Origin of the sequence: Janthinobacterium sp. 35 (assembly GCF_002754575.1) — a bacterium.
Taxonomy (GTDB): domain Bacteria; phylum Pseudomonadota; class Gammaproteobacteria; order Burkholderiales; family Burkholderiaceae_D; genus Janthinobacterium; species Janthinobacterium tructae.
Window position 1 is genome coordinate 4,349,535 of record NZ_PEFN01000001.1, and the last position, 18,454, is coordinate 4,367,988.

Sequence of the window (18,454 nt, forward strand, 5' to 3'; positions counted from 1 at the left end):
CGACGCATTGCCCCGCCATGCTGCATATCAAATTGGTCCTACCAGTAGCCCTATTCGTCGCTGGTGACGCGCGTGCGCACGAAATCGATGTGGCTTTGCATGGCCGTGCGCGCTTCCTCGGGCTGGCTGGCGCAGATGGCCTCGCACAGGGTGCGGTGCTGCGACAGCAGTTGCAGCGAGGTAGCGTCGTCCTGCTGGCGCAAGCCCGTGCCATTGAGGGTGATATGTTCGCGCAGCATGCCGATGATGCTGGTGTGCAGGTGCAGGAACATGGTGTTGTGCGACGCCTGCGCGATGACTTCGTGCAGCCGTGCATCGGCCTGCGCTTCGCCGTGCTTGTCGTCGCTGGCGCGCGCCTGTTCCAGCTCGGCCAGCAGCGCCATGATCTGCGTGCGCTCGTCCGTGCTGGCCCGCTGCGCCGCAAAATAGGCCGTCGCTCCTTCCAGCACGCGGCGAAATTCCAGGATGTCGTCGCGCAGGGCGGGGTGGTCGGCCACCAGCTGGCTCCACGGCGACGCCATGCCGGTGCGTAATTGATCCGTCACAAAGACGCCGGCGCCGCGCCGGCTGCGCACCAGCCCGCGTGCCGCCAGCCGCTGCACCGCTTCGCGCACGGTATTGCGCGAGACCCCATATTGCAGTGCCAGCAAGCGCTCGGCTGGCAGCTGTGCGCCCGCCGGCAAGCTGCCGTCCAGCAGGGCCGTCTCCAGCCTGCGCATCACCGTTTCGACCCTGCCCCGCGTTTGCATGCCTGTCGCCATCGCTGTTGTCTCGTTTGTTGTTTTCAAGTGGTCCGAGCAATTTGAAGTGGCTCGAAGAAGCTGGAATTATGCGTGAAGCAGTCATTCTTAACAACACACAGCGGCGCCGCAGCAACACACAGAGCGCCGGGGAGACACACTCATGCAGCCAGACCCGCGCCAGCCACACCACTACCCACCCGCACCGCTCCAGGTGTACCTGTTCGCCACCTGCCTGGTCGACCTGTTCGTACCGCAGGCGGGGCTCGACGCGGTACGCCTGCTGGAGCGGGAAGGCTTGCTGGTGCATTACCCGCGCGGCCAGAGCTGCTGCGGCCAGCCTGCCTACAGCAGCGGCAACCCGGAGCAGGCGCGTGCCGTGGCGCGTGCCCAGCTCGACCTGTTTGCGCAACCGTGGCCCGTGATCGTGCCGTCCGGCTCCTGTGCCGGCATGATGCGCCACCACTGGCCACAGCTGTTCCAGGATGACCCCGTGGCCGGTCCCAAGGCGCTGGAACTGGCCGAACGCGTGTATGAACTGAGCGAATTTCTCGTCTGCGTATTGAAACTCGACCTGGCCGGTATGGCCGCCGCCGGGCAGGCGGAGGAAAACGTGGTGCTGCATACTTCGTGCGGCGCGCGCCGTGAAATGGGCACGCGCCTGCATGGTGTGGCGCTGGTCGACGCCTTGCCCGGCGTAACGCGCATCGAGCACCAGCGCGAATCGGAATGCTGCGGTTTTGGCGGCACGTTTTCATTGAAACACCCGGACATTTCCGGCGCCATGGTCAGCGACAAGATCGCCTCGGCCTGCGCCACGGGCTGCGACCGGCTCGTCTCGGCCGACTGCGGCTGCCTGCTCAATATCGGCCACGCCGCGCAGCACCAGGGCGCGCCGCTGCCCGTCGAGCACCTGGCCAGCTTTTTGTGGCGCCGCACGGGAGGTGCGGCATGAGTACGGCATTGACTGCCCGCGAACGCATGCTGGGACGCCTGCGTGCCGCCGCGCCTTCCGCGCCCGCAGCGGTGGAGGCCATCGATACGGCCATCGACAGCCATTACCAGGCGCGCCGTGCCGCCGCGCCGCAGTCGCCGCGCCAGCAGCTCGACGCCATGCAGGCAGCCCTGCGCGCCTCGCATGCGCAAGTCGACTGCGTCAGCATGGACGCCTGGCCCGCCCTGCTGGCGCAGCGCCTCGGTGAACACGGCGTGCGCCGCTTGCTGATCGATCACGCCAGCGCCGAAGGGCAGGCCTTGCGCGCCGCCTTGCCGGCCACGGTGGAAACGCTGTCCTTTGAGCGTCCGCTGGCGCAGTGGAAGGGCGAATTGTTCGACAGCGTCGATGCGGGTTTCACCGTCGCGCGTTCCGGCATCGCCGCCACGGGCACCCTGGTCATCGCGCCAGACGCCGCCACGCCGCGCACGGTGTCGCTGGCGCCACCGCTGCATGTTTGCCTTGTCTATACCAGCACGCTGCACGCGGACTTGCATGCGGCGGCGCGCGCCGAGCGCTGGATGGATGGCATGCCGGCCAACCTGGTGCTGGTGTCGGGCCCCTCGAAAACCTCCGATATCCAGCAAACGCTGGCCTATGGCGCGCACGGCCCGCGCTGGCTGTGGGTGCTGATCATCGATGATCTGTCAGCCCATGAAGGAGGCCAGCCATGAACGCCAAGCCCTTGCAATTCGTCAAACCGGCAGACTTCCACGCGCGTGCCCGCGCCGCGCTGGACGATCCGAAGCTGCGCCAGAGCTTTCGCGGCGCCATGGATTTTTTACAGGACAAGCGCAGCGCCCAGTTTCCCGACGGCGACGAGCTGGAACGCCTGCGCGACATCGGCGAAGCCGTGCGCCAGCACGCGCTGGCGCGCCTGCCCGACCTGCTGGTGCAGCTGGAAGACAAGCTGACGGCGGCCGGCGTGCAGGTGCACTGGGCCGAGGATGGCGAGCAGGCCAACGCCATCATCCACGCCATCGCGCAGCGCAACCAGGCGACGCGCTTCATCAAGGGCAAGTCGATGGCCAGCGAGGAGATCGAGCTCAATCACTACATGGAAGCGCGCGGCATGACCTGCCTGGAGTCGGACATGGGCGAGTACATCGTGCAGCTGGCCGGCGAAAAGCCGTCGCACATCGTCATGCCGGCCATTCACAAGACCCGCGCGGACATCGCCGGCCTGTTCGCCGAGCACATTCCCGACGCGCCCTACACGGAAGACGTCGACAGCCTGATCCAGACGGGCCGGCGCGCGCTGCGCCAGGCCTTCGTCGAGGCCGACATCGGCCTGTCGGGCGTGAACTTCGCGGCGGCCGACACGGGCACCCTGTGGCTGGTGGAAAACGAGGGCAATGGTCGCCTGACCACGTCCGTGCCGGAGGTGCATATCGCCATCATGGGGATGGAAAAAGTGGTAGCCAAGCTCGAACACATCGTGCCGCTGGCCAGCTTGTTGACGCGCTCGGCGACGGGGCAAGCCATCACCACCTATTTCAACCTGATTTCCGGCCCGCGCCGCGAAGGTGAAAAGGATGGGCCGCGCGAAGTGCACCTGGTCTTGCTCGATAACGGCCGCAGCCAGGCCTACGCGGACGAGCAGCTGTGCGCCACCCTGCAATGCATCCGCTGCGGCGCCTGCATGAACCACTGCCCCGTCTACACGCGCATCGGTGGCCACGCCTACGGCACCACGTATCCGGGGCCGATCGGCAAGATCATTTCGCCCCATTTGCTGGGGCTGGACGCGACGGCCGACCTGGCCACCGCGTCGAGCCTGTGCGGCGCCTGCGGCGAGGTGTGCCCCGTGCGCATCCCGATTCCGCAGCTGCTGGTGCGCCTGCGCACGGAGGCCAACCGCAATCCGCATGAGGAAGTGACGCATCCGTTGCGCGGCCAGGGCGCCAAGTTCAGCCGCGGCGAAAGCCTGATCTGGCGTTTCTGGAGCGGCGCCTTTGCGCGCCCTGCCAGCTACCGTTTGTTCCGCTGGGCCGCCACGCGGTTGCGGCTGCTGACGCCGCGCGCGCAACTGGGCTGGACGCAGCACCGCAAGCCATTAAAACCGGCGCCGCGCAGCCTGGCCGACCTGCTCAATGCACGCGGGCAGGAAGAATAAACAGGCCCCGCTCAAGCATAAAAACACGCTACACAAAAAATACATCAACAGCCGTTTTTTTCATTAACCCGCATCCACCGGAGGAGACCCGACATGCAAACCTGGACCCAACTTTATACCCCGCTCGGCAGCTTGTGGCTGTCGTCACTGGCGGCAGCCGTTCCCATCATCTTCTTCTTCATCGCCCTGGCGGCGCTGCGCATCAAGGGCCACGTGGCGGCCGCCGTCACCCTGGCGCTGGCGCTGGCCGTGGCGATTTTCGCCTACGGCATGCCCGTGCCGCAGGCGCTGGCGGCAGCCGGCTATGGCTTCGCGTACGGCTTGTGGCCGATCGCCTGGATCATCGTCACGGCCGTCTTCCTGTACAAAATTGTCGTCAAGACGGGGCAGATCGACATCATCCGCGCCTCCGTGCTGTCGGTTACGGACGACCAGCGCCTGCAGGTGCTGCTGATCGGCTTTGCCTTCGGCGCCTTCCTGGAAGGGGCGGCCGGTTTCGGCGCGCCCGTGGCCATCACCTCGGCGCTGCTGGTGGGCCTGGGCTTCAACCCGCTGTACGCGGCGGGCCTGTGCCTGATCGCCAACACGGCACCCGTGGCCTTTGGCGCCATGGGCATCCCCATCATCGTGGCGGGCCAGGTGACGGGCATCGACCCGTTCCTGATCGGCGCCATGGCGGGCCGCCAGTTGCCGCTGCTGTCGCTGCTGGTGCCGTTCTGGCTGGTGTTCATGATGGATGGCTTCCGCGGCGTGCGCGAAGTGTGGCCGGCCGCGCTGGTGACAGGTTTGAGCTTTGCCGTCACCCAGTACTTCACGTCCAACTATATCGGCCCTGAACTGCCGGACATCACTTCGGCCCTCGTCAGCCTGGTGTCGCTGACCTTGTTCCTGAAAGTGTGGCAGCCGAAGAATGCAAAAGTGGCCCAAGCCGTCGGCGGCGGCACGGCCGCGCTGTCCGGTTTTGGCGGCGGCGCAGGTAATGCGGATGTGCGCGGCAGCGGCAGCCGCGCCGCCTCGCCCTATACGACGGCGCAGACCATGCGCGCCTGGGCGCCGTTCGGCCTGTTGACGGCCATCGTCACCGTGTGGAGCCTGCCTGGCTTCAAGGCCCTGTTTGCCGCCGGCGGGGCGCTATCGAGCCTGGTCATCAAGATCCACGTGCCATACCTGGACCAGCTGGTGATCAAGAGCATGCCCATCGTGACCGTGCCGAAGGCGTATGATGCCGTGTTCAAGCTGGACCTGCTGTCGGCCGTGGGCACGGCGATCTTGCTGACGGCCGTGCTGTCGATGCTGATGCTGCGCATGAAGCCGCGCGATGGCATCAAGGCCTTCGTGGAAACCGTGGTGGAATTGCGCCGTCCCGTGCTGTCGATCGGCCTGGTGCTGGCGTTTGCCTTCGTTGCCAATTACTCGGGCATGTCGTCCACCCTGGCCCTGCTGCTGGCCGGCAGTGGCGTCGCCTTCCCGTTCTTCTCGCCATTCCTCGGCTGGCTGGGCGTTTTCCTGACGGGTTCCGACACCTCCTCGAACGCCTTGTTCTGCTCTTTGCAAAATACCACGGCGCACCAGATCGGCGTGTCCGACACCTTGCTGGTGGCGGCCAATACGACGGGCGGCGTGACGGCGAAGATGATCTCGCCCCAATCGATCGCCGTCGCCTGCGCCGCAACGGGACTGGTGGGCAAGGAATCGGATCTGTTCCGCTTTACCTTGAAGCACAGCCTGTTGTTTGCCGTGATCATCGGCATCATCACCATGCTGCAGGCCTACGTTTTCACCGGCATGATCCCGCATTGAGCGGTCCGTAGAAGTACGTAGTAAAACTAGATGAATTAATAGTAAAACGTGCAGAGGGTCATGAAAATGACCTGATGCACTGCAGCATATCAAGGATGGCCCGGCGCAATGCCGGGTCCGCAGCGATGCCGTCGGCATCGAGACCCGATCCCAGTAAAGGCAGGCTGATGCAGGCCTCGTCGATCAGGCGCGCCGACATGGTGCGCACCGTTTCGCGCAGGGCCGCCTGCGCATGCGTGGCGCGCGGCGAGGCGTTCAGCAGCACCAGCGGCTTGTCGATGAATGATTCATTTCCCACCATCCAGTCCAGCGCGTTTTTCATCGGGCCGCTCACGCCATGCGCGTATTCGGGGCTGGCCAGCAGCAGCACGTCGGCCGCCAGGATGGCGTCGCGCAGGCCCGTCACGGCCGGCAGGCCGTCGGCATCGAGGTCGGGATTGAACAGGGGTAGTTCACCCAGTCCCGGATAGATGTGGATGGCATATTCCGCTGGGGCAAGCCGGGCGATGGCGTGCAGCAGGGCGGTGTTCAGGGAAGCGGCGCGCAGGCTGCCGGCGATGGCGAGGATGGTAATGGGCGTTTTCATAGCGCCTGTATAGCCCATCCTGTGCTCAAGCGCAAGGCGAGCAGGATGGCGCTATGGATAGTGCAACAGCCTGTGATGGGCTGCAATGCGTGGCCGGATACGGCGCTACTCTTAACGGCTCAGGCCGCTCATCCAGCTTGGCTGCGGGTTGGCGCGGGCCAGTTCGCGCATGCGGTATTCCAGGTCGTAACGGTCGGTCGATTCGGCCAGGTAGGCTTCTTCGTAAGCACGTTCGCGGCGGTCGCTGCTGTGGTTCAGCCAGGCACCGACGCGCTTGGCGGCGTGCACCAGGGTGGCGATGATGTTGCTGTTTTGCGTGGTGTGGTAAGTAAATGCGGTAGACATGGCAGACTCCTTTGAGTGGCGTGCCGCGTTGTGCTGCACTGCAATATAAGTATAGCGGTTTCAAGTTATAAGGCTACTTTTGATTTCGAATGTCAGCTATTCAATTATCCAATAACTGATGGGAAACCTGCGCAATCCGGGGCCTTTCGGGCATAATGCGGCCGCAGCAAGGTAGTTTTACTACGCGCTCGACCTTGCGAAGATGTTGCTTTCAAACACGAGCGCTGCCGCTGTCTGGCGGTGCCCACGCAAGCGATGGGCCAGGGCAGGGCACGACAATCTTGGATAGAACAATGGAGAAAGTATGGAACACGTAAAGCAGGGCATGAGCGCATCGCGCGCACAGGCCGGCACGCAAAACAATACAGGCGCCCTGATCATTGTCACGGTGCTGTTTTTCATGTGGGGATTGCTGACCTCGCTTAATGATGTGCTGATTCCCCATCTGCGCTCGATCTACACCCTGACCTATGTCCAGGCGATGCTGGTGCAGTTCTGCTTCTTTGGCGCCTACGCCATCGTCTCGCTGCCAGCCGGCATGCTGATCAAGAAAATCGGCTACCAGCGCGGCGTCGTCGCCGGTTTGCTGATCGCGGCCGCCGGCTGTGCCATGTTCTACCCGGCATCCACCGGCAGCTATGCGCTGTTCCTCTTGTCCTTCTTCATCCTGGCGGCCGGCATCACCGTGCTGCAGGTGGCGGCCAACCCGTACGTGACGGAACTGGGCGACCCGCAGACGGCGTCGAGCCGTTTGACCCTGACGCAAGCGTTCAACGCGCTGGGCACCACCGTGGCTCCAGCGCTGGGCGGCGTGCTGATTTTGTCGGGCACCGTGCTGACGGTGCAGCAGTTCGACCTGCTGCCTGCCGCCGAGCAGCTGGCTTACCGCGCCAAGGAAGCCGCTTCCGTGCAAGGCCCGTACCTGGTGCTGGCCGCCACCCTGGTGATCCTGGCGGTGCTGTTCGCGCTGGCAAAATTGCCGAAGATTTCGCATGCCGACGATGCGGCCGCCCTGGCGCAGGATGGCCACAAGGTCTCGATCTGGTCGCACCGCCACCTGGTGCTGGGCGCGCTGGCCATCTTCCTGTATGTGGGCGGTGAAGTCAGCATCGGCAGCTTCCTGATCAACTTCCTCGGCGAGAGCCATATCGCAGGCCTGAGCCACGCCGACGCCGCCTATTTCGTCAGCTATTACTGGGGTGGCGCCATGCTGGGCCGCTTCGTCGGCTTTGCCGTGATGCGCTACGTCAGCCCGGGCAAGACGCTGGCCTTCAACGCCGCCATCGTCATCGCGCTGATCCTCGTCGCCGTATTCTCCAGCGGTCACACGGCCATGTGGGCATTGATCGCCGTCGGCCTGTTCAACTCCATCATGTTCCCGACCATCTTCAGCATGGCCCTGAACAAGCTGGGTGCGCAAACGGGACAAGGTTCGGGCATCCTGTGCATGGCCATCGTCGGCGGCGCCATCGTGCCGTTCATCCAGGGCTTCCTGGCCGACCACATCAACCTGCAGCTGTCGTTCCTCGTGCCGGCCCTGTGCTACACGTTTATTCTGTACTTCGGCTGGAAATACGCCAGCATGTACAACGACGACGCCAAGTAAGCAAGGTAGCGTTATCAATATAAAGGGTGGCCTCGGCCACCCTTTTTTACGTCAGTGCGCGAACTGCGTGCCCAGCACGTCCTGGCATACCTCGAGCCAGGCGCGCGCCGCGTGCGACAGATAGCGTCCGCTCCAGACGTGCGCCACCTGCCACGCCACTTCCGGTTCGACGAGGCGCACGGCCTCCAGAGGTTCGCCGGCCAGGCGGTGGATGAACGGCTCGGGCAGCAGCGCCACGCCCAGGCCGGCCGAGGCCATCGCCACCAGCCAGTCCCACTGGCCGCTCTGCGCCGCGATGGTCGGCGTGAAGCCCGCCTGCGCGAAATGCTGGCGCAGGCTGCGCGTGAGGGCGAAATCATCCTTCAATAACACCAGCGGCAGCTCGGCCAGCGCCTTGAAGGGGAGGGTCGTGCGGTTTTTCTGGAACGTGCCCGGTTCGGCCAGGGCCCAGATCGGGTAGCTGGCCACTTCCACGGCCACGAGATCGAGTTCCGGGTCGGCCGGCAGCACCGTCATGCCAATTTCCAGCTCGCCGGCCGCCACTTTGCGCTCGATCTGCTGGCCCGTGTCTTCCTGCAGGGTCAGGCTGATGTGCGGGTGGCGCGCGCGGAAGGCCTTCAATACGGGCGTAAACAGCACATTGATCATGGGCGGAATGCCGACCGTCAGGCTGCCGCGCTGCAAGGCCTGGGTGTCGCGCACTTCCAGGGTCAGCTGGCGCATGTTCGCCAGCATTTCCTGGCCGTGCTGGTAGACGATGCGGCCCGTGTCGGTGAGCGTCAGCTTGCGCCCGTCGCGCACCAGCAGCTGGGCGCCCACTTCCTCTTCCAGCTGGCGCACCATCTTGCTGATGGTCGACTGGGTCAGGTGCAGCGATTCTGCCGCCTGCGTAAAGCTCGACAGGCGCACGGTTTCGACAAAATAGCGCAGGGAACGGATATCCAAGATGGGGCTCGCCTCGGCGAAGCATGAAAATATCGACTGGACTTGGCGAAATTAATTCATGCCATGCATGTAAGCGGGATTTTATACTGAATCCACTTATGGGGTTGGTGTATGACAGCCATCCAGTTTGAGAATATTAAGAATATCAGGAGCATCACGATGTACGAGGACCGTATCCGCCACCCAGGCTTGCTCAGCAAAATCATGAGCGCCGATGAGGCAGCCAAATTGTTCCACAACGGCATGCGTGTCGGCATGAGCGGGTTCACCCGTGCCGGCGACGCCAAGGCCCTGCCGCGCGCGCTGGCCGAGCGCGCCCTGCAAGATCCCTTGAGCCTGACCCTGATCACGGGCGCTTCGCTGGGCAATGGCAGCGACGGCCTGATGGCCGAGGCGGGCGTGCTGGCGCGCCGCATGCCGTTCCAGGTCGACCCTGTGCTGCGCGGCAAGATCAACAAGGGCGAAGTCATGTTCATCGACCAGCATCTGTCGGAAACAGCCGAGCAATTGCGTTCCGGTAACCTGGCCGCCGTCGACATTGCCGTCATCGAAGCGACGGCCATCACGGCCGCCGGCGCCATCATCCCGACCATGTCGGTGGGCAACTCCGCCGCTTTCGCCCAGCAGGCAACGCAGGTCATCATCGAAATCAACCTGTCCACGCCGCTGGCGCTGGAAGGCTTGCACGACATCTATGTGCCCCAGGCCTTGCCGGGGCGCGAGCCGATACCGCTCACGCGCGTCGACCAGCGCCTGGGCAGCACGGCGATTGCCATCGATCCGGCCCGCATCGCCGCCATCGTCATCACGGACAGCCCCGACAGCCCGTCGAACGCCTTGCCGCCCGACGCGGAAACGCAGGCGATTGCCGGCCACGTGATCGCCTTCCTCGAAGGCGAAGTGGCGGCCGGGCGCATGGGTCCGGAATTGCTGCCCCTGCAGGCGGGCATCGGCACCATCGCCAACGCCGTGCTGCACGGTCTGATCGGCTCGCCCTTCCAGAACATGACGATGTATTCGGAAGTGCTGCAGGACAGCGCCATCGAGCTGCTCGACTCGGGCCAGCTGGCGTTTGCCTCGGCCTCGTCCATCACCCTGTCGGCCGCCGTGCATCAAAAGCTGATGGACAATATCGACCATTACCGCTCGAAAATCGTGCTGCGCCCGCAAGAGATCAGCAACCACCCGGAAATCGTGCGCCGCCTCGGCATCATCGCCCTGAACACGGCACTCGAGTTCGATATCTACGGCAACGTCAATTCCACCCACGTGTGCGGCACGCACATGATGAACGGCATCGGCGGCTCGGGCGACTTTGCGCGCAATGGGCAAGTATCGATGTTCGTGTCGAAATCGGCGGCCAAGGGCGGACGCATTTCCAGCGTCGTGCCGATGGTCTCGCATGTGGACCATACGGAACATGACGTCGACGTGCTGGTCACGGAGTGGGGCTATGCGGACTTGCGTGGCCTGGCGCCGCGCGAACGGGCGCCGCTGATCATCGAGCGCTGCACGCATCCCGACTACCGCGCTCAATTGCGCGCGTACTTTGACGCGGCATGCCAGCGCGGCGGCCACACGCCGCACCTCCTGGAGCAGGCGCTGTCGTGGCATACGCGCTACCAGGAAACGCAGAGCATGCTTGAAGCGTAATAAATCTGGTCAGCGCAGATAAGGGCAGGACAGGGCAGGGCGGTGCATCACCGCGCCTGCCCTTTTTTACGTCGGTGTCGAATGGTGTTGTCAGGAAGCCGGCGCAAAGCGCAGGCCGATACCTTGCGTGACGACGGCCAGCAAGTCGTCGATATGCGCATGCATTTCCGGGTGCGGCGTCCATGGGTCGCCCGCATCCATGACGATGCGCAGCGACACGAGGCCATGCAGCGATTGCCAGAAGATTTGCGTCATCGTATGCAGCGCCGGCTCGTCCTGGCGTACCTGGCCCGCCTGTGCCAATTCGCCGAACAGGTGCAGCGCGTAGGCATACGGGTCTTGTTCGATATTGCCGTGTTCCACTTCGACGGCGTCGATTGCCGCATGCGGGCGCAATTCCATGAAAATCAGCGAATATTCGTCCGGATGCTGGAAACCGTACTCGATGTAGGCGCGGCCGACCAGGCTGATGCGCTCCCAGGGGTCAATGCTGTTGGCGCAGGCGGCACGCATGGCGCGCACCAGTTCCAGCAAGTCCTTGTCCATGGCCTGGGCGATCAGGGTGGCTTTGTCGCGGAACAGGGCGTACACGACGGTGGTGGAAAAACCGGCCGCTTCGGCCACCTTGCGGATGGAGACGGCGCGCGCGCCGCCCTTCTTGATGAGGTCTTTCACGACGTCGATGATGTGCTCGCGCCGCGCCTGGGCCTCGCGCAGCTTTCTTTCTTGAATATTGGTCAACTTCTTGTCCACGACTCTTTCCTGGCGACTCAATGAAAGCAAGAATTATAGGATGGCGATGGGCTGCCAATGTGTCTGGCATTGTTACAATTCAGTTTTTTGTCCGGTCCAGGCGACAGAGCACCGATTTTTCGCCCTTTTGCCCGGCGCTTTGCCATTGATGCCCCGGATTGGTGCATAAATCGCCCTTCCAGGCTTTGCGAACGGTGCCAAAGGGCGGAAAATAGCGGGATAGCTTACACTGCGTTTTTAGCGCGACGGCGCCAGCCCACGAGGCGACGCTGGAACTCTTACATTTGGACGGGATCATTACATGACCATTAAAATCAGCCAGAACTTCGACTCGGGCGCCATCGAGGTGGTAAGCGCCACCAGTGCCGGCGCCATCGACCTGAACTTGCGCAAGGATAGCCACGCCGACATCCATCAGTGGTTCCACTTCCGCCTGCAGGGCGCGCGGGACCAGGCATGCACGCTGCGCATCCTGAACGCGGGCCAGGCCACGTATCCGGCCGGCTATGAAGACTACCAGGCCGTGGCCAGCTACGACAGCGAAAACTGGTTCCGCGTGCCGACCGCGTTCGACGGCCAGGTGATGACGATTTCGCATACGCCGGAACTCGACAGCGTGTACTACGCGTATTTCGAACCGTATTCGTGGGAACGCCATCTGCGCCTGCTGGGTGAAGTGGCCGAGCATCCGCTGGCGCGCGTGTCCGACCTGGGCAGCACGGTCGACGGCCGCGACATGAACATGGTCACCATCGGCAACCCGCAGGCGGAAAAGAAGATCTGGGTCATCGCGCGCCAGCATCCGGGCGAATCGATGGCCGAATGGTTTGTCGAAGGCCTGATCGACTCGCTGCTCGACGATGCCAATCCGATCGCGCGCAAGCTGTTGCAGCGCGCCGTATTCCATATCGTGCCGAACATGAACCCGGACGGTTCCATTCGCGGCAACCTGCGCACGAATGCGGCTGGCGCCAACCTGAACCGCGAATGGATGACGCCTTCGCTGGCGTCCAGCCCGGAAGTGCTGTGCGTGAAAAACAAGATCCACGAAACGGGCGTCGACATGTTCTTCGACATCCACGGCGATGAAGCGTTGCCGTACAACTTCGTGGCCGGCAACGAAATGCTGGAAAACTTCACGCCGGAGCAAGCGGCGCACCAGAAAGCCTTCATCGAGCGCTACAAGCAGGCCAGCCCCGACTTCCAGGACAAGTTCGGCTACGCGGCCAGCAAGTACAAGTCGGACATGCTGACCCTGGCGTCGAAATACATCGGCCACCACTTCGGCTGCCTGGCGCTGACGCTGGAAATGCCGTTCAAGGAAAACGCCGACTTGCCTGACCCAAGCGTAGGCTGGAACGGCGCGCGCAGCGCGGCTCTGGGCGCAGCCATGCTGCAGCCTATCCTGCTGTCGCTGGATTGAACGGCGTTGATCATGGGCGTCGAGATCGAGCGTAAATTCCTGTTGCAAGGCGATGCCTGGCGCGGCCTGGGCCAGGCGGTGCTGCTGCGCCAGGGTTATCTGTCGTCCGCGCGCGAGCGCGTGGTGCGCGTGCGCATCGAAGGCGAACAGGCGATGCTGACCATCAAGGGCGCGAACGTGGGCGCGACGCGCGGCGAGTGGGAGTATCCGATTCCGCTGGCCGACGCCGTCGAACTGCTCGACGGCCTGTGCGAACAGCCGCTGATCGAAAAAGTCCGCCACCGCATCGAGCACGCGGGCATGGTGTGGGAAGTCGACGAGTTCCTCGGCGCGAATGCGGGTTTGATCGTGGCCGAGATCGAACTGGCCTCGGAAGACCAGCCTTTCGAGAAACCTGACTGGATCGGCGCGGAAGTATCGGGCGATGCGCGCTACTACAACGCGAACCTGATCCGCCACCCGTTTTCACAGTGGTGATGGTGTTGTAAATGACGTTGCAATGAAAAAGGCGGAACCTCGGTTCCGCCTTTTTTGCATGCGCTGGTGGTGTTGTCGGATTACGCGCTGCGCGCTAATCCGACCTACGGCTCGTACCGGCAGCGTAGGTCGGATTAGCCGGTACGGCGTAATCCGACAACACCGCTACAGCATCAGTGGAAATGCTCTGTACCCTGCGGCGTATCCTCGGGCATTTCCGCATGCGCCAGCTCACCGACCGGGTCGGCAAACAAAGGCGCGCCGCAATCGTCGCAGTATTCGCCGACAAAACGTTCCGCGTGGCGCTTGATCTGCGTCACGCCGGCGGCGTTCAGGTGCTCGATGATTTCATCGACGGGCGTCTTTTGCTTGTCCAGCGCGGCGATGCCGACCTGGATCAGGCCTTCGATCGGCGTGCCATCCTCGTCTTCCTGGCCATACAGTGGCCAGACGATGCCGTAGATGACGTCCGGCGCCTGGCGCAGGGTAAAGGCGATGCGGTACTCGTCGACCTGGCTATCGGCCGCTTCTTCGCCGAAGCCGGCGATGACGGCGCGCAGTTCCGACGGCTCGATGGCCAGCGTGTGCGTCAGGTAGTGCACGGCGGCGCGCACGGAGACGGGGCGGATCAGCTTGTCCGCTTCGCGGCAAGCCACGTAGTACGCTTCCGGCAGCAGCAGTTCCAGGCCGCAGCCGGGCAGCAGGCGGGCGATGGTCGGCGTCGCCTGCTCGCGCCATTGTTCCAGGGCGGCGCTGCGCTCGGCGATGAAGTCGAGCTGGCTGGCCGGCGTCTGCCAGCGGAACAATGGGGCGCCGCTTGGGGCCACCACGGCCACCAGCAGGTAGCGCGTGTCGGCCAGGAAGGGCGCCGTTTCCGCCTCTTTGCTCGACGGCTTGACGGCCGTGCCTTTCAGCGCGGCCAGTGCCAGCTTCTGCGTCTTGACATACGTCTCGACGTGGCTGCGCGGCAGCTGGTCGATCGAATACAGGGTCGGCGCCATGGCCATCTTCGTGCCGTCGGCCAGCAGGTGGGCGGCGAAATGCGCGGACAATACGCCGTGCGCATCGCCGGCCATCGGGCCGGAAGCGATGGAAAAGCGCGTCCACGCGAGGATGGGCACGGCCACCAGCAGGGCGTCGTAGCGCACGTCTTCATGCGTGACGACGGTCGATTCACTGACGGCTTCAACGCAGTCCATCAGCACGTCGTAGGCGTTCAAGTCTTCCTTGAACAGGCTGCCCAGGGTGTTGTCGATGGTGTCCTGGTGGCCGGTTTTGAGTAATTTCTGGAGCTGCGTATCCAGGCTGTGTTCCCAGGACCGCTCTTCGAGACGGCTGGCTGCCTGTACGATCGCCTGGGCAAAGGTGACCAGGCGCTGGCTGTCGGCAGTCAGTTTATGGGATGAATCTTTGGAAGGACGACGCATAGCGGGATAAGAGTCTCGGAAAGTGAAAAAAATGGATCAGTCAAACAATGATAAACCCTTATAACCGTATTGTAGAGGATTCGGCCGCACGCAATACGTAAGCTGTTCCTAGATCATGCCAATAGTCGAAAATTCAAGTAAGAACGGGGCAGCAGGACGAAAAAAAAGCGCCGGTCGGAACCGGCGCTTTGATCTTGCATCACAGCTGGGCTGATTACTCGGCCAGCAGTTGACGCAATACGAATGGCAGGATACCGCCATGTTTGTAGTAATCGACTTCGATCGGCGTATCGATGCGCAGCAGGACTTTGACTTCCTGGCTGGAGCCGTCGGCGCGGTGGATCACCAGGGTAGCCAGTTGCTGTGGCTTGATTTCGCCTTCGAGGCCTTTCAGGTCGAAGGTTTCATTGCCGGTGATGCCCAGGGTTTGCACGCTGTCGTCGCCGATGAATTGCAGCGGCAGCACGCCCATGCCCACCAGGTTCGAGCGGTGAATACGCTCGAACGAACGGGTGATCACGGCTTTCACGCCCAGCAGTTGCGTACCTTTGGCTGCCCAGTCGCGCGACGAGCCCGTACCGTACTCTTCGCCGCCGAAGACCATGGTTGGCGTGCCTTCAGCAACATATTTCATCGCTGCGTCGTAGATCGACATTTCTTCGCCGGAAGGCTGGTGGATCGTGATGCCGCCTTCGACCGCCGAACCGTCTGCCTTGGCAGGGATCATGCGGTTTTTGATACGCACGTTGGCGAACGTGCCGCGCATCATGATTTCATGGTTACCGCGACGCGAGCCGTAGGAGTTGAAGTCCGCTTTCAGGACGCCGTTTTCCTTCAGCCATTTGCCTGCAGGACCGTTTTCCTGGATCGAGCCGGCTGGCGAGATGTGGTCGGTGGTGATGGAATCGCCGAACACGCCCAGTGCGCGCGCGCCTTCGATGCCGGTGGCCACTGCCGCTGGCGTCATCGAGAAATTGTCGAAGAACGGTGGTTCCGCGATGTAGGTCGATTTCGGCCAGTTGTAGACTTGACCGGAAACGGTCGTGACTTTTTCCCACAGCTTGCCTGGTGCGCCCTTGACGTCCGCGTAGTTGTCCTTGAACACCTTGGCGTTCATGGCGAACTTCATCATGGCCGACACTTCAGCCGAGGTCGGCCAGATGTCGCCCAGGTAGACGTCCTTGCCGCCCTTGCCCTTGCCGACAGGTTCCGTCATCAGGTCGCGCGTCATGTTGCCAGCGATGGCGTAGGCGACGACCAGCGGTGGCGAAGCGAGGAAGTTCGAGCGGATGTTCGGGTGAATACGCGCTTCGAAGTTGCGGTTGCCCGACAGCACGGCCGAGGCGACGATGTCGTGCGTGGCAATCGCTGCGTTCAGCTCAGGCGTCAGGTCGCCGGCATTGCCGATACAGGTGGTGCAGCCGTAGGCGGTCACGCCGAAGCCCAGTTTTTCCAGGTACGGCAGCAGGCCGGCAGCGGTCAGGTACTCGGTGACGACGCGCGAGCCAGGGGCCAGCGAGGTCTTGATGTGCGGCGCGACTTTCAGGCCGGCTTCGACGGCTTTCTTGGCCAGCAGGCCGGCAGCCAGCATCACGCTCGGGTTCGAGGTGTTGGTGCACGAAGTGATCGCGGCGATCAGCACGTCGCCGTTCGATACCTTGACGTTGTTGGTGGTTTCGTACACGGCGTTCAGGTCGGCCGGGTTCTTGTTGAAGCCGTTTTCCGAAGTCGGCTTGGCGAACAGTTCGGCGAAGTTCGCCTTGACGTTGCCGATTTCGATACGGTCTTGCGGGCGTTTCGGGCCGGCCAGCGACGGTGCGACCGTGGCCAGGTTCAGTTCCACCACGCGGGTGTAGTCGATGTCGCCGGCTTTTGGAATGCCGTACAGGTTTTGCGCCTTGAAGTAGCTTTCGAACGCGGCGATTTCAGCCTTGCTGCGGCCGGTGCCCTTGAAGTAATCGATGGTCGCGTCGTCGACCGGGAAGAAGCCCATGGTCGCGCCGTATTCCGGTGCCATGTTGGCGATCGTCGCGCGGTCCGTCAGGGTCAGCGATTCGGTGCCTTCGCCGAAGAATTCGACGAACTTGCCGACGACTTTCTCTTTGCGCAGCAATTCGGTGATGGTCAGTACCAGATCGGTGGCGGTGCAGCCTTCGCGCAGCGCGCCGGTCAGGTTCACGCCGATGACGTCAGGCGTCAGGAAGTAGACCGGTTGGCCCAGCATGCCCGCTTCCGCCTCGATACCGCCCACGCCCCAGCCGACCACGCCGATGCCGTTGATCATGGTGGTGTGCGAGTCGGTGCCGACCAGGGTGTCAGGGTAGTACACGTCGCCGGCTTTCTTGCCTGCGTGGTGCACGCCGCGTGCCAGGTATTCCAGGTTGACCTGGTGGACGATGCCGAAGCCTGGTGGCACGACGCCGAAGGTGTCGAAGGCCTGCATGCCCCATTTCATGAACTGGTAACGCTCGTTGTTACGCGAGAATTCCAGTTTCATGTTCAGGTCCAGCGCTTTCTTTTCGCGGTAGTGATCGATGGTCACCGAGTGGTCGACCACCAGGTCGACCGGCACCAGCGGTTCGATTTTCTTGGCGTCGATACCCATCTTGGCGGCCACGTTGCGCATCGCTGCCAGGTCGGCCAGCAATGGCACGCCGGTGAAGTCTTGCAGCACGACGCGCGCCACTACGAACGGGATCTCGTCGGTGCGCTCGGCGGTCGGGCCCCAGCTCGCCAATTGCTTGACGTGTTCTTCGGTGACTTTTTTGCCGTCGCAGTTGCGCAATACCGATTCGAGCACGATGCGAATCGACACTGGCAGGCGGGAGACATTGATGCCCAGGCTTTTTTCCAGTGCCGGCAGGGAATACAGCTTGCCCTTTTTGCTATCCGAAATATTAAAGTCCTTGAGCGTGTTCAGAGTGTTGCGGGACATGACCTCTCCTTGTTGGGTATCGTCTATTTATTGATGATTCAAATTACAAAACATGACTGAGCCCCCGAAGAGGCCCTTGCTACGCACATCAGCCGCCAGTGACTGGCAAGACGCCCAGCGAAGGCGCCGCTTCCAGCACTGCCGCCGGCTTGGCTTGCTCCGCATCCTTGCATTCATTGGCCAACTGGCGGCCCTGCTTGGAATCGAGCAGCATGCCTTTGGCCGGGATGCCGATCCAGACCAGGCCGTACAAGCGGTTTTCGAAGCGGTTGGCGCCGGTGGTGGTGCCAACGCGGCTCAGGCGGTGCAGGCGCTTCTTCCAGCGCAGGGCGATGTGTTTGTCGTCAGTAGCATTGGTGTAGATGGTAATTTTATTACCAAGTTCGCAATTGAAATCGGTGGAGGCCGAGCCTGCGGTGTTCGGTTCATCGGCTTCTTCCTTGTCGGCGACCGACATGGCGAGCGGATGGGCTTCCTTGACGGCCGCCTTGGCCTTGGTGGTCTTGGCCTTTGGCTTGGCCTTGACTGCCTTGACTGCCTTGGGATTTGCCTCTGCCGTGGCGGCGAAGCTGGCTGGTGCCAGCGTGAGGGTCATGGCGCCCAGCGCGACGCTGCAGGCAATGGCTAATTTGGAGAGGGACATCGTGTAATTCC

The 18,454-nt window shown here is 62.9% G+C and carries 16 protein-coding genes; 8 read left to right on the forward strand and 8 right to left on the reverse strand.

What is annotated here, in order from left to right; genetic code table 11:
• Nucleotides 1-50: 50 nt before the first annotated feature.
• Entirely contained in the window at nucleotides 51-749 is a 699-nt protein-coding gene (locus CLU93_RS19320) for a FadR/GntR family transcriptional regulator (RefSeq protein ID WP_257225021.1), read from the reverse strand.
• 154 nt (nucleotides 750-903) lie between these two features.
• Between CLU93_RS19320 and CLU93_RS19325 the strand changes: the two genes are divergently transcribed.
• The 4 genes from CLU93_RS19325 (at nucleotide 904) to CLU93_RS19340 (ending at nucleotide 5,650) form a co-directional block, all read left to right on the forward strand.
• Entirely contained in the window at nucleotides 904-1,695 is a 792-nt protein-coding gene (locus CLU93_RS19325) for a (Fe-S)-binding protein (RefSeq protein ID WP_099762928.1), read from the forward strand.
• Nucleotides 1,692-2,408, forward strand: coding sequence for a LutC/YkgG family protein (locus CLU93_RS19330; RefSeq protein ID WP_099762929.1), 717 nt, complete (start codon nucleotides 1,692-1,694; stop codon nucleotides 2,406-2,408). The genes CLU93_RS19325 and CLU93_RS19330 overlap by 4 nt, the downstream gene beginning before the upstream one ends.
• On the forward strand, nucleotides 2,405-3,850 hold the full coding sequence (locus tag CLU93_RS19335; protein ID WP_099762930.1) for a LutB/LldF family L-lactate oxidation iron-sulfur protein: 1,446 nt from the start codon (nucleotides 2,405-2,407) through the stop codon (nucleotides 3,848-3,850). The genes CLU93_RS19330 and CLU93_RS19335 overlap by 4 nt, the downstream gene beginning before the upstream one ends.
• Nucleotides 3,851-3,943: 93 nt before the next feature.
• Nucleotides 3,944-5,650 (forward strand): lactate permease LctP family transporter, encoded by a 1,707-nt coding sequence (locus CLU93_RS19340; RefSeq protein ID WP_099762931.1) that lies wholly within the window; start codon nucleotides 3,944-3,946, stop codon nucleotides 5,648-5,650.
• A gap of 58 nt (nucleotides 5,651-5,708) precedes the next feature.
• Here the strand turns inward: CLU93_RS19340 and CLU93_RS19345 are convergent, their stop codons facing one another.
• A complete protein-coding gene (locus CLU93_RS19345; RefSeq protein ID WP_180287886.1) occupies nucleotides 5,709-6,236 on the reverse strand; it encodes an NADPH-dependent FMN reductase in 528 nt (175 codons plus the stop codon).
• A 111-nt stretch (nucleotides 6,237-6,347) separates the two neighbouring features.
• Complete coding sequence (locus CLU93_RS28835; protein ID WP_096236965.1) at nucleotides 6,348-6,581, reverse strand: DUF3563 family protein; 234 nt, start codon at nucleotides 6,579-6,581, stop codon at nucleotides 6,348-6,350.
• 304 nt (nucleotides 6,582-6,885) lie between these two features.
• On the opposite strand from CLU93_RS28835, the gene fucP reads away from it, so the two are divergent.
• Complete coding sequence (fucP, locus tag CLU93_RS19355) at nucleotides 6,886-8,187, forward strand: L-fucose:H+ symporter permease (protein WP_099762932.1); 1,302 nt, start codon at nucleotides 6,886-6,888, stop codon at nucleotides 8,185-8,187.
• A gap of 51 nt (nucleotides 8,188-8,238) precedes the next feature.
• Here the strand turns inward: fucP and CLU93_RS19360 are convergent, their stop codons facing one another.
• Nucleotides 8,239-9,132 carry a LysR substrate-binding domain-containing protein gene (locus tag CLU93_RS19360; protein ID WP_099762933.1) on the reverse strand — a complete coding sequence of 298 codons (894 nt, stop codon included), beginning with the start codon at nucleotides 9,130-9,132 and terminating at the stop codon, nucleotides 8,239-8,241.
• A 159-nt stretch (nucleotides 9,133-9,291) separates the two neighbouring features.
• Between CLU93_RS19360 and CLU93_RS19365 the strand changes: the two genes are divergently transcribed.
• Nucleotides 9,292-10,785: an acetyl-CoA hydrolase/transferase family protein gene (locus CLU93_RS19365; protein WP_099762934.1), complete on the forward strand. Its 1,494-nt coding sequence runs from the start codon at nucleotides 9,292-9,294 to the stop codon at nucleotides 10,783-10,785.
• A gap of 90 nt (nucleotides 10,786-10,875) precedes the next feature.
• Here the strand turns inward: CLU93_RS19365 and CLU93_RS19370 are convergent, their stop codons facing one another.
• Nucleotides 10,876-11,538 carry a TetR/AcrR family transcriptional regulator gene (locus CLU93_RS19370; RefSeq protein WP_099762935.1) on the reverse strand — a complete coding sequence of 221 codons (663 nt, stop codon included), beginning with the start codon at nucleotides 11,536-11,538 and terminating at the stop codon, nucleotides 10,876-10,878.
• Nucleotides 11,539-11,839: 301 nt separating this feature from the next.
• Here CLU93_RS19370 and CLU93_RS19375 point away from each other — a divergent pair, with 301 nt between their 5' ends.
• Nucleotides 11,840-12,961, forward strand: a complete 1,122-nt coding sequence (locus CLU93_RS19375; RefSeq protein WP_099762936.1) for a M14 family metallopeptidase — start codon at nucleotides 11,840-11,842, stop codon at nucleotides 12,959-12,961.
• A gap of 12 nt (nucleotides 12,962-12,973) precedes the next feature.
• Nucleotides 12,974-13,438, forward strand: coding sequence for a CYTH domain-containing protein (locus tag CLU93_RS19380; protein ID WP_099764489.1), 465 nt, complete (start codon nucleotides 12,974-12,976; stop codon nucleotides 13,436-13,438).
• 173 nt (nucleotides 13,439-13,611) lie between these two features.
• Here the strand turns inward: CLU93_RS19380 and CLU93_RS19385 are convergent, their stop codons facing one another.
• The 3 genes from CLU93_RS19385 to CLU93_RS19395 form a co-directional block, all read right to left on the reverse strand.
• On the reverse strand, nucleotides 13,612-14,865 hold the full coding sequence (locus CLU93_RS19385; RefSeq protein WP_099762937.1) for a DUF2863 family protein: 1,254 nt from the start codon (nucleotides 14,863-14,865) through the stop codon (nucleotides 13,612-13,614).
• 214 nt (nucleotides 14,866-15,079) lie between these two features.
• Nucleotides 15,080-17,800: an aconitate hydratase AcnA gene (gene acnA, locus CLU93_RS19390; protein ID WP_099762938.1), complete on the reverse strand. Its 2,721-nt coding sequence runs from the start codon at nucleotides 17,798-17,800 to the stop codon at nucleotides 15,080-15,082.
• Nucleotides 17,801-17,888: 88 nt separating this feature from the next.
• A complete protein-coding gene (locus tag CLU93_RS19395) occupies nucleotides 17,889-18,443 on the reverse strand; it encodes a hypothetical protein (RefSeq protein WP_099762939.1) in 555 nt (184 codons plus the stop codon).
• Nucleotides 18,444-18,454 lie beyond the last annotated feature (11 nt).

Coding starts and splice junctions, on each gene's coding strand:
- CLU93_RS19320 (WP_257225021.1), bottom strand. CDS start 749: ATGCAAACGCGGGGCAGGGTCGAAACGGTGATGCGCAGGCTGGAGACG.
- CLU93_RS19325 (WP_099762928.1), top strand. CDS start 904: ATGCAGCCAGACCCGCGCCAGCCACACCACTACCCACCCGCACCGCTC.
- CLU93_RS19330 (WP_099762929.1), top strand. CDS start 1,692: ATGAGTACGGCATTGACTGCCCGCGAACGCATGCTGGGACGCCTGCGT.
- CLU93_RS19335 (WP_099762930.1), top strand. CDS start 2,405: ATGAACGCCAAGCCCTTGCAATTCGTCAAACCGGCAGACTTCCACGCG.
- CLU93_RS19340 (WP_099762931.1), top strand. CDS start 3,944: ATGCAAACCTGGACCCAACTTTATACCCCGCTCGGCAGCTTGTGGCTG.
- CLU93_RS19345 (WP_180287886.1), bottom strand. CDS start 6,236: ATGAAAACGCCCATTACCATCCTCGCCATCGCCGGCAGCCTGCGCGCC.
- CLU93_RS28835 (WP_096236965.1), bottom strand. CDS start 6,581: ATGTCTACCGCATTTACTTACCACACCACGCAAAACAGCAACATCATC.
- fucP (WP_099762932.1), top strand. CDS start 6,886: ATGGAACACGTAAAGCAGGGCATGAGCGCATCGCGCGCACAGGCCGGC.
- CLU93_RS19365 (WP_099762934.1), top strand. CDS start 9,292: ATGTACGAGGACCGTATCCGCCACCCAGGCTTGCTCAGCAAAATCATG.
- CLU93_RS19375 (WP_099762936.1), top strand. CDS start 11,840: ATGACCATTAAAATCAGCCAGAACTTCGACTCGGGCGCCATCGAGGTG.
- CLU93_RS19380 (WP_099764489.1), top strand. CDS start 12,974: ATGGGCGTCGAGATCGAGCGTAAATTCCTGTTGCAAGGCGATGCCTGG.
- CLU93_RS19385 (WP_099762937.1), bottom strand. CDS start 14,865: ATGCGTCGTCCTTCCAAAGATTCATCCCATAAACTGACTGCCGACAGC.
- acnA (WP_099762938.1), bottom strand. CDS start 17,800: ATGTCCCGCAACACTCTGAACACGCTCAAGGACTTTAATATTTCGGAT.
- CLU93_RS19395 (WP_099762939.1), bottom strand. CDS start 18,443: ATGTCCCTCTCCAAATTAGCCATTGCCTGCAGCGTCGCGCTGGGCGCC.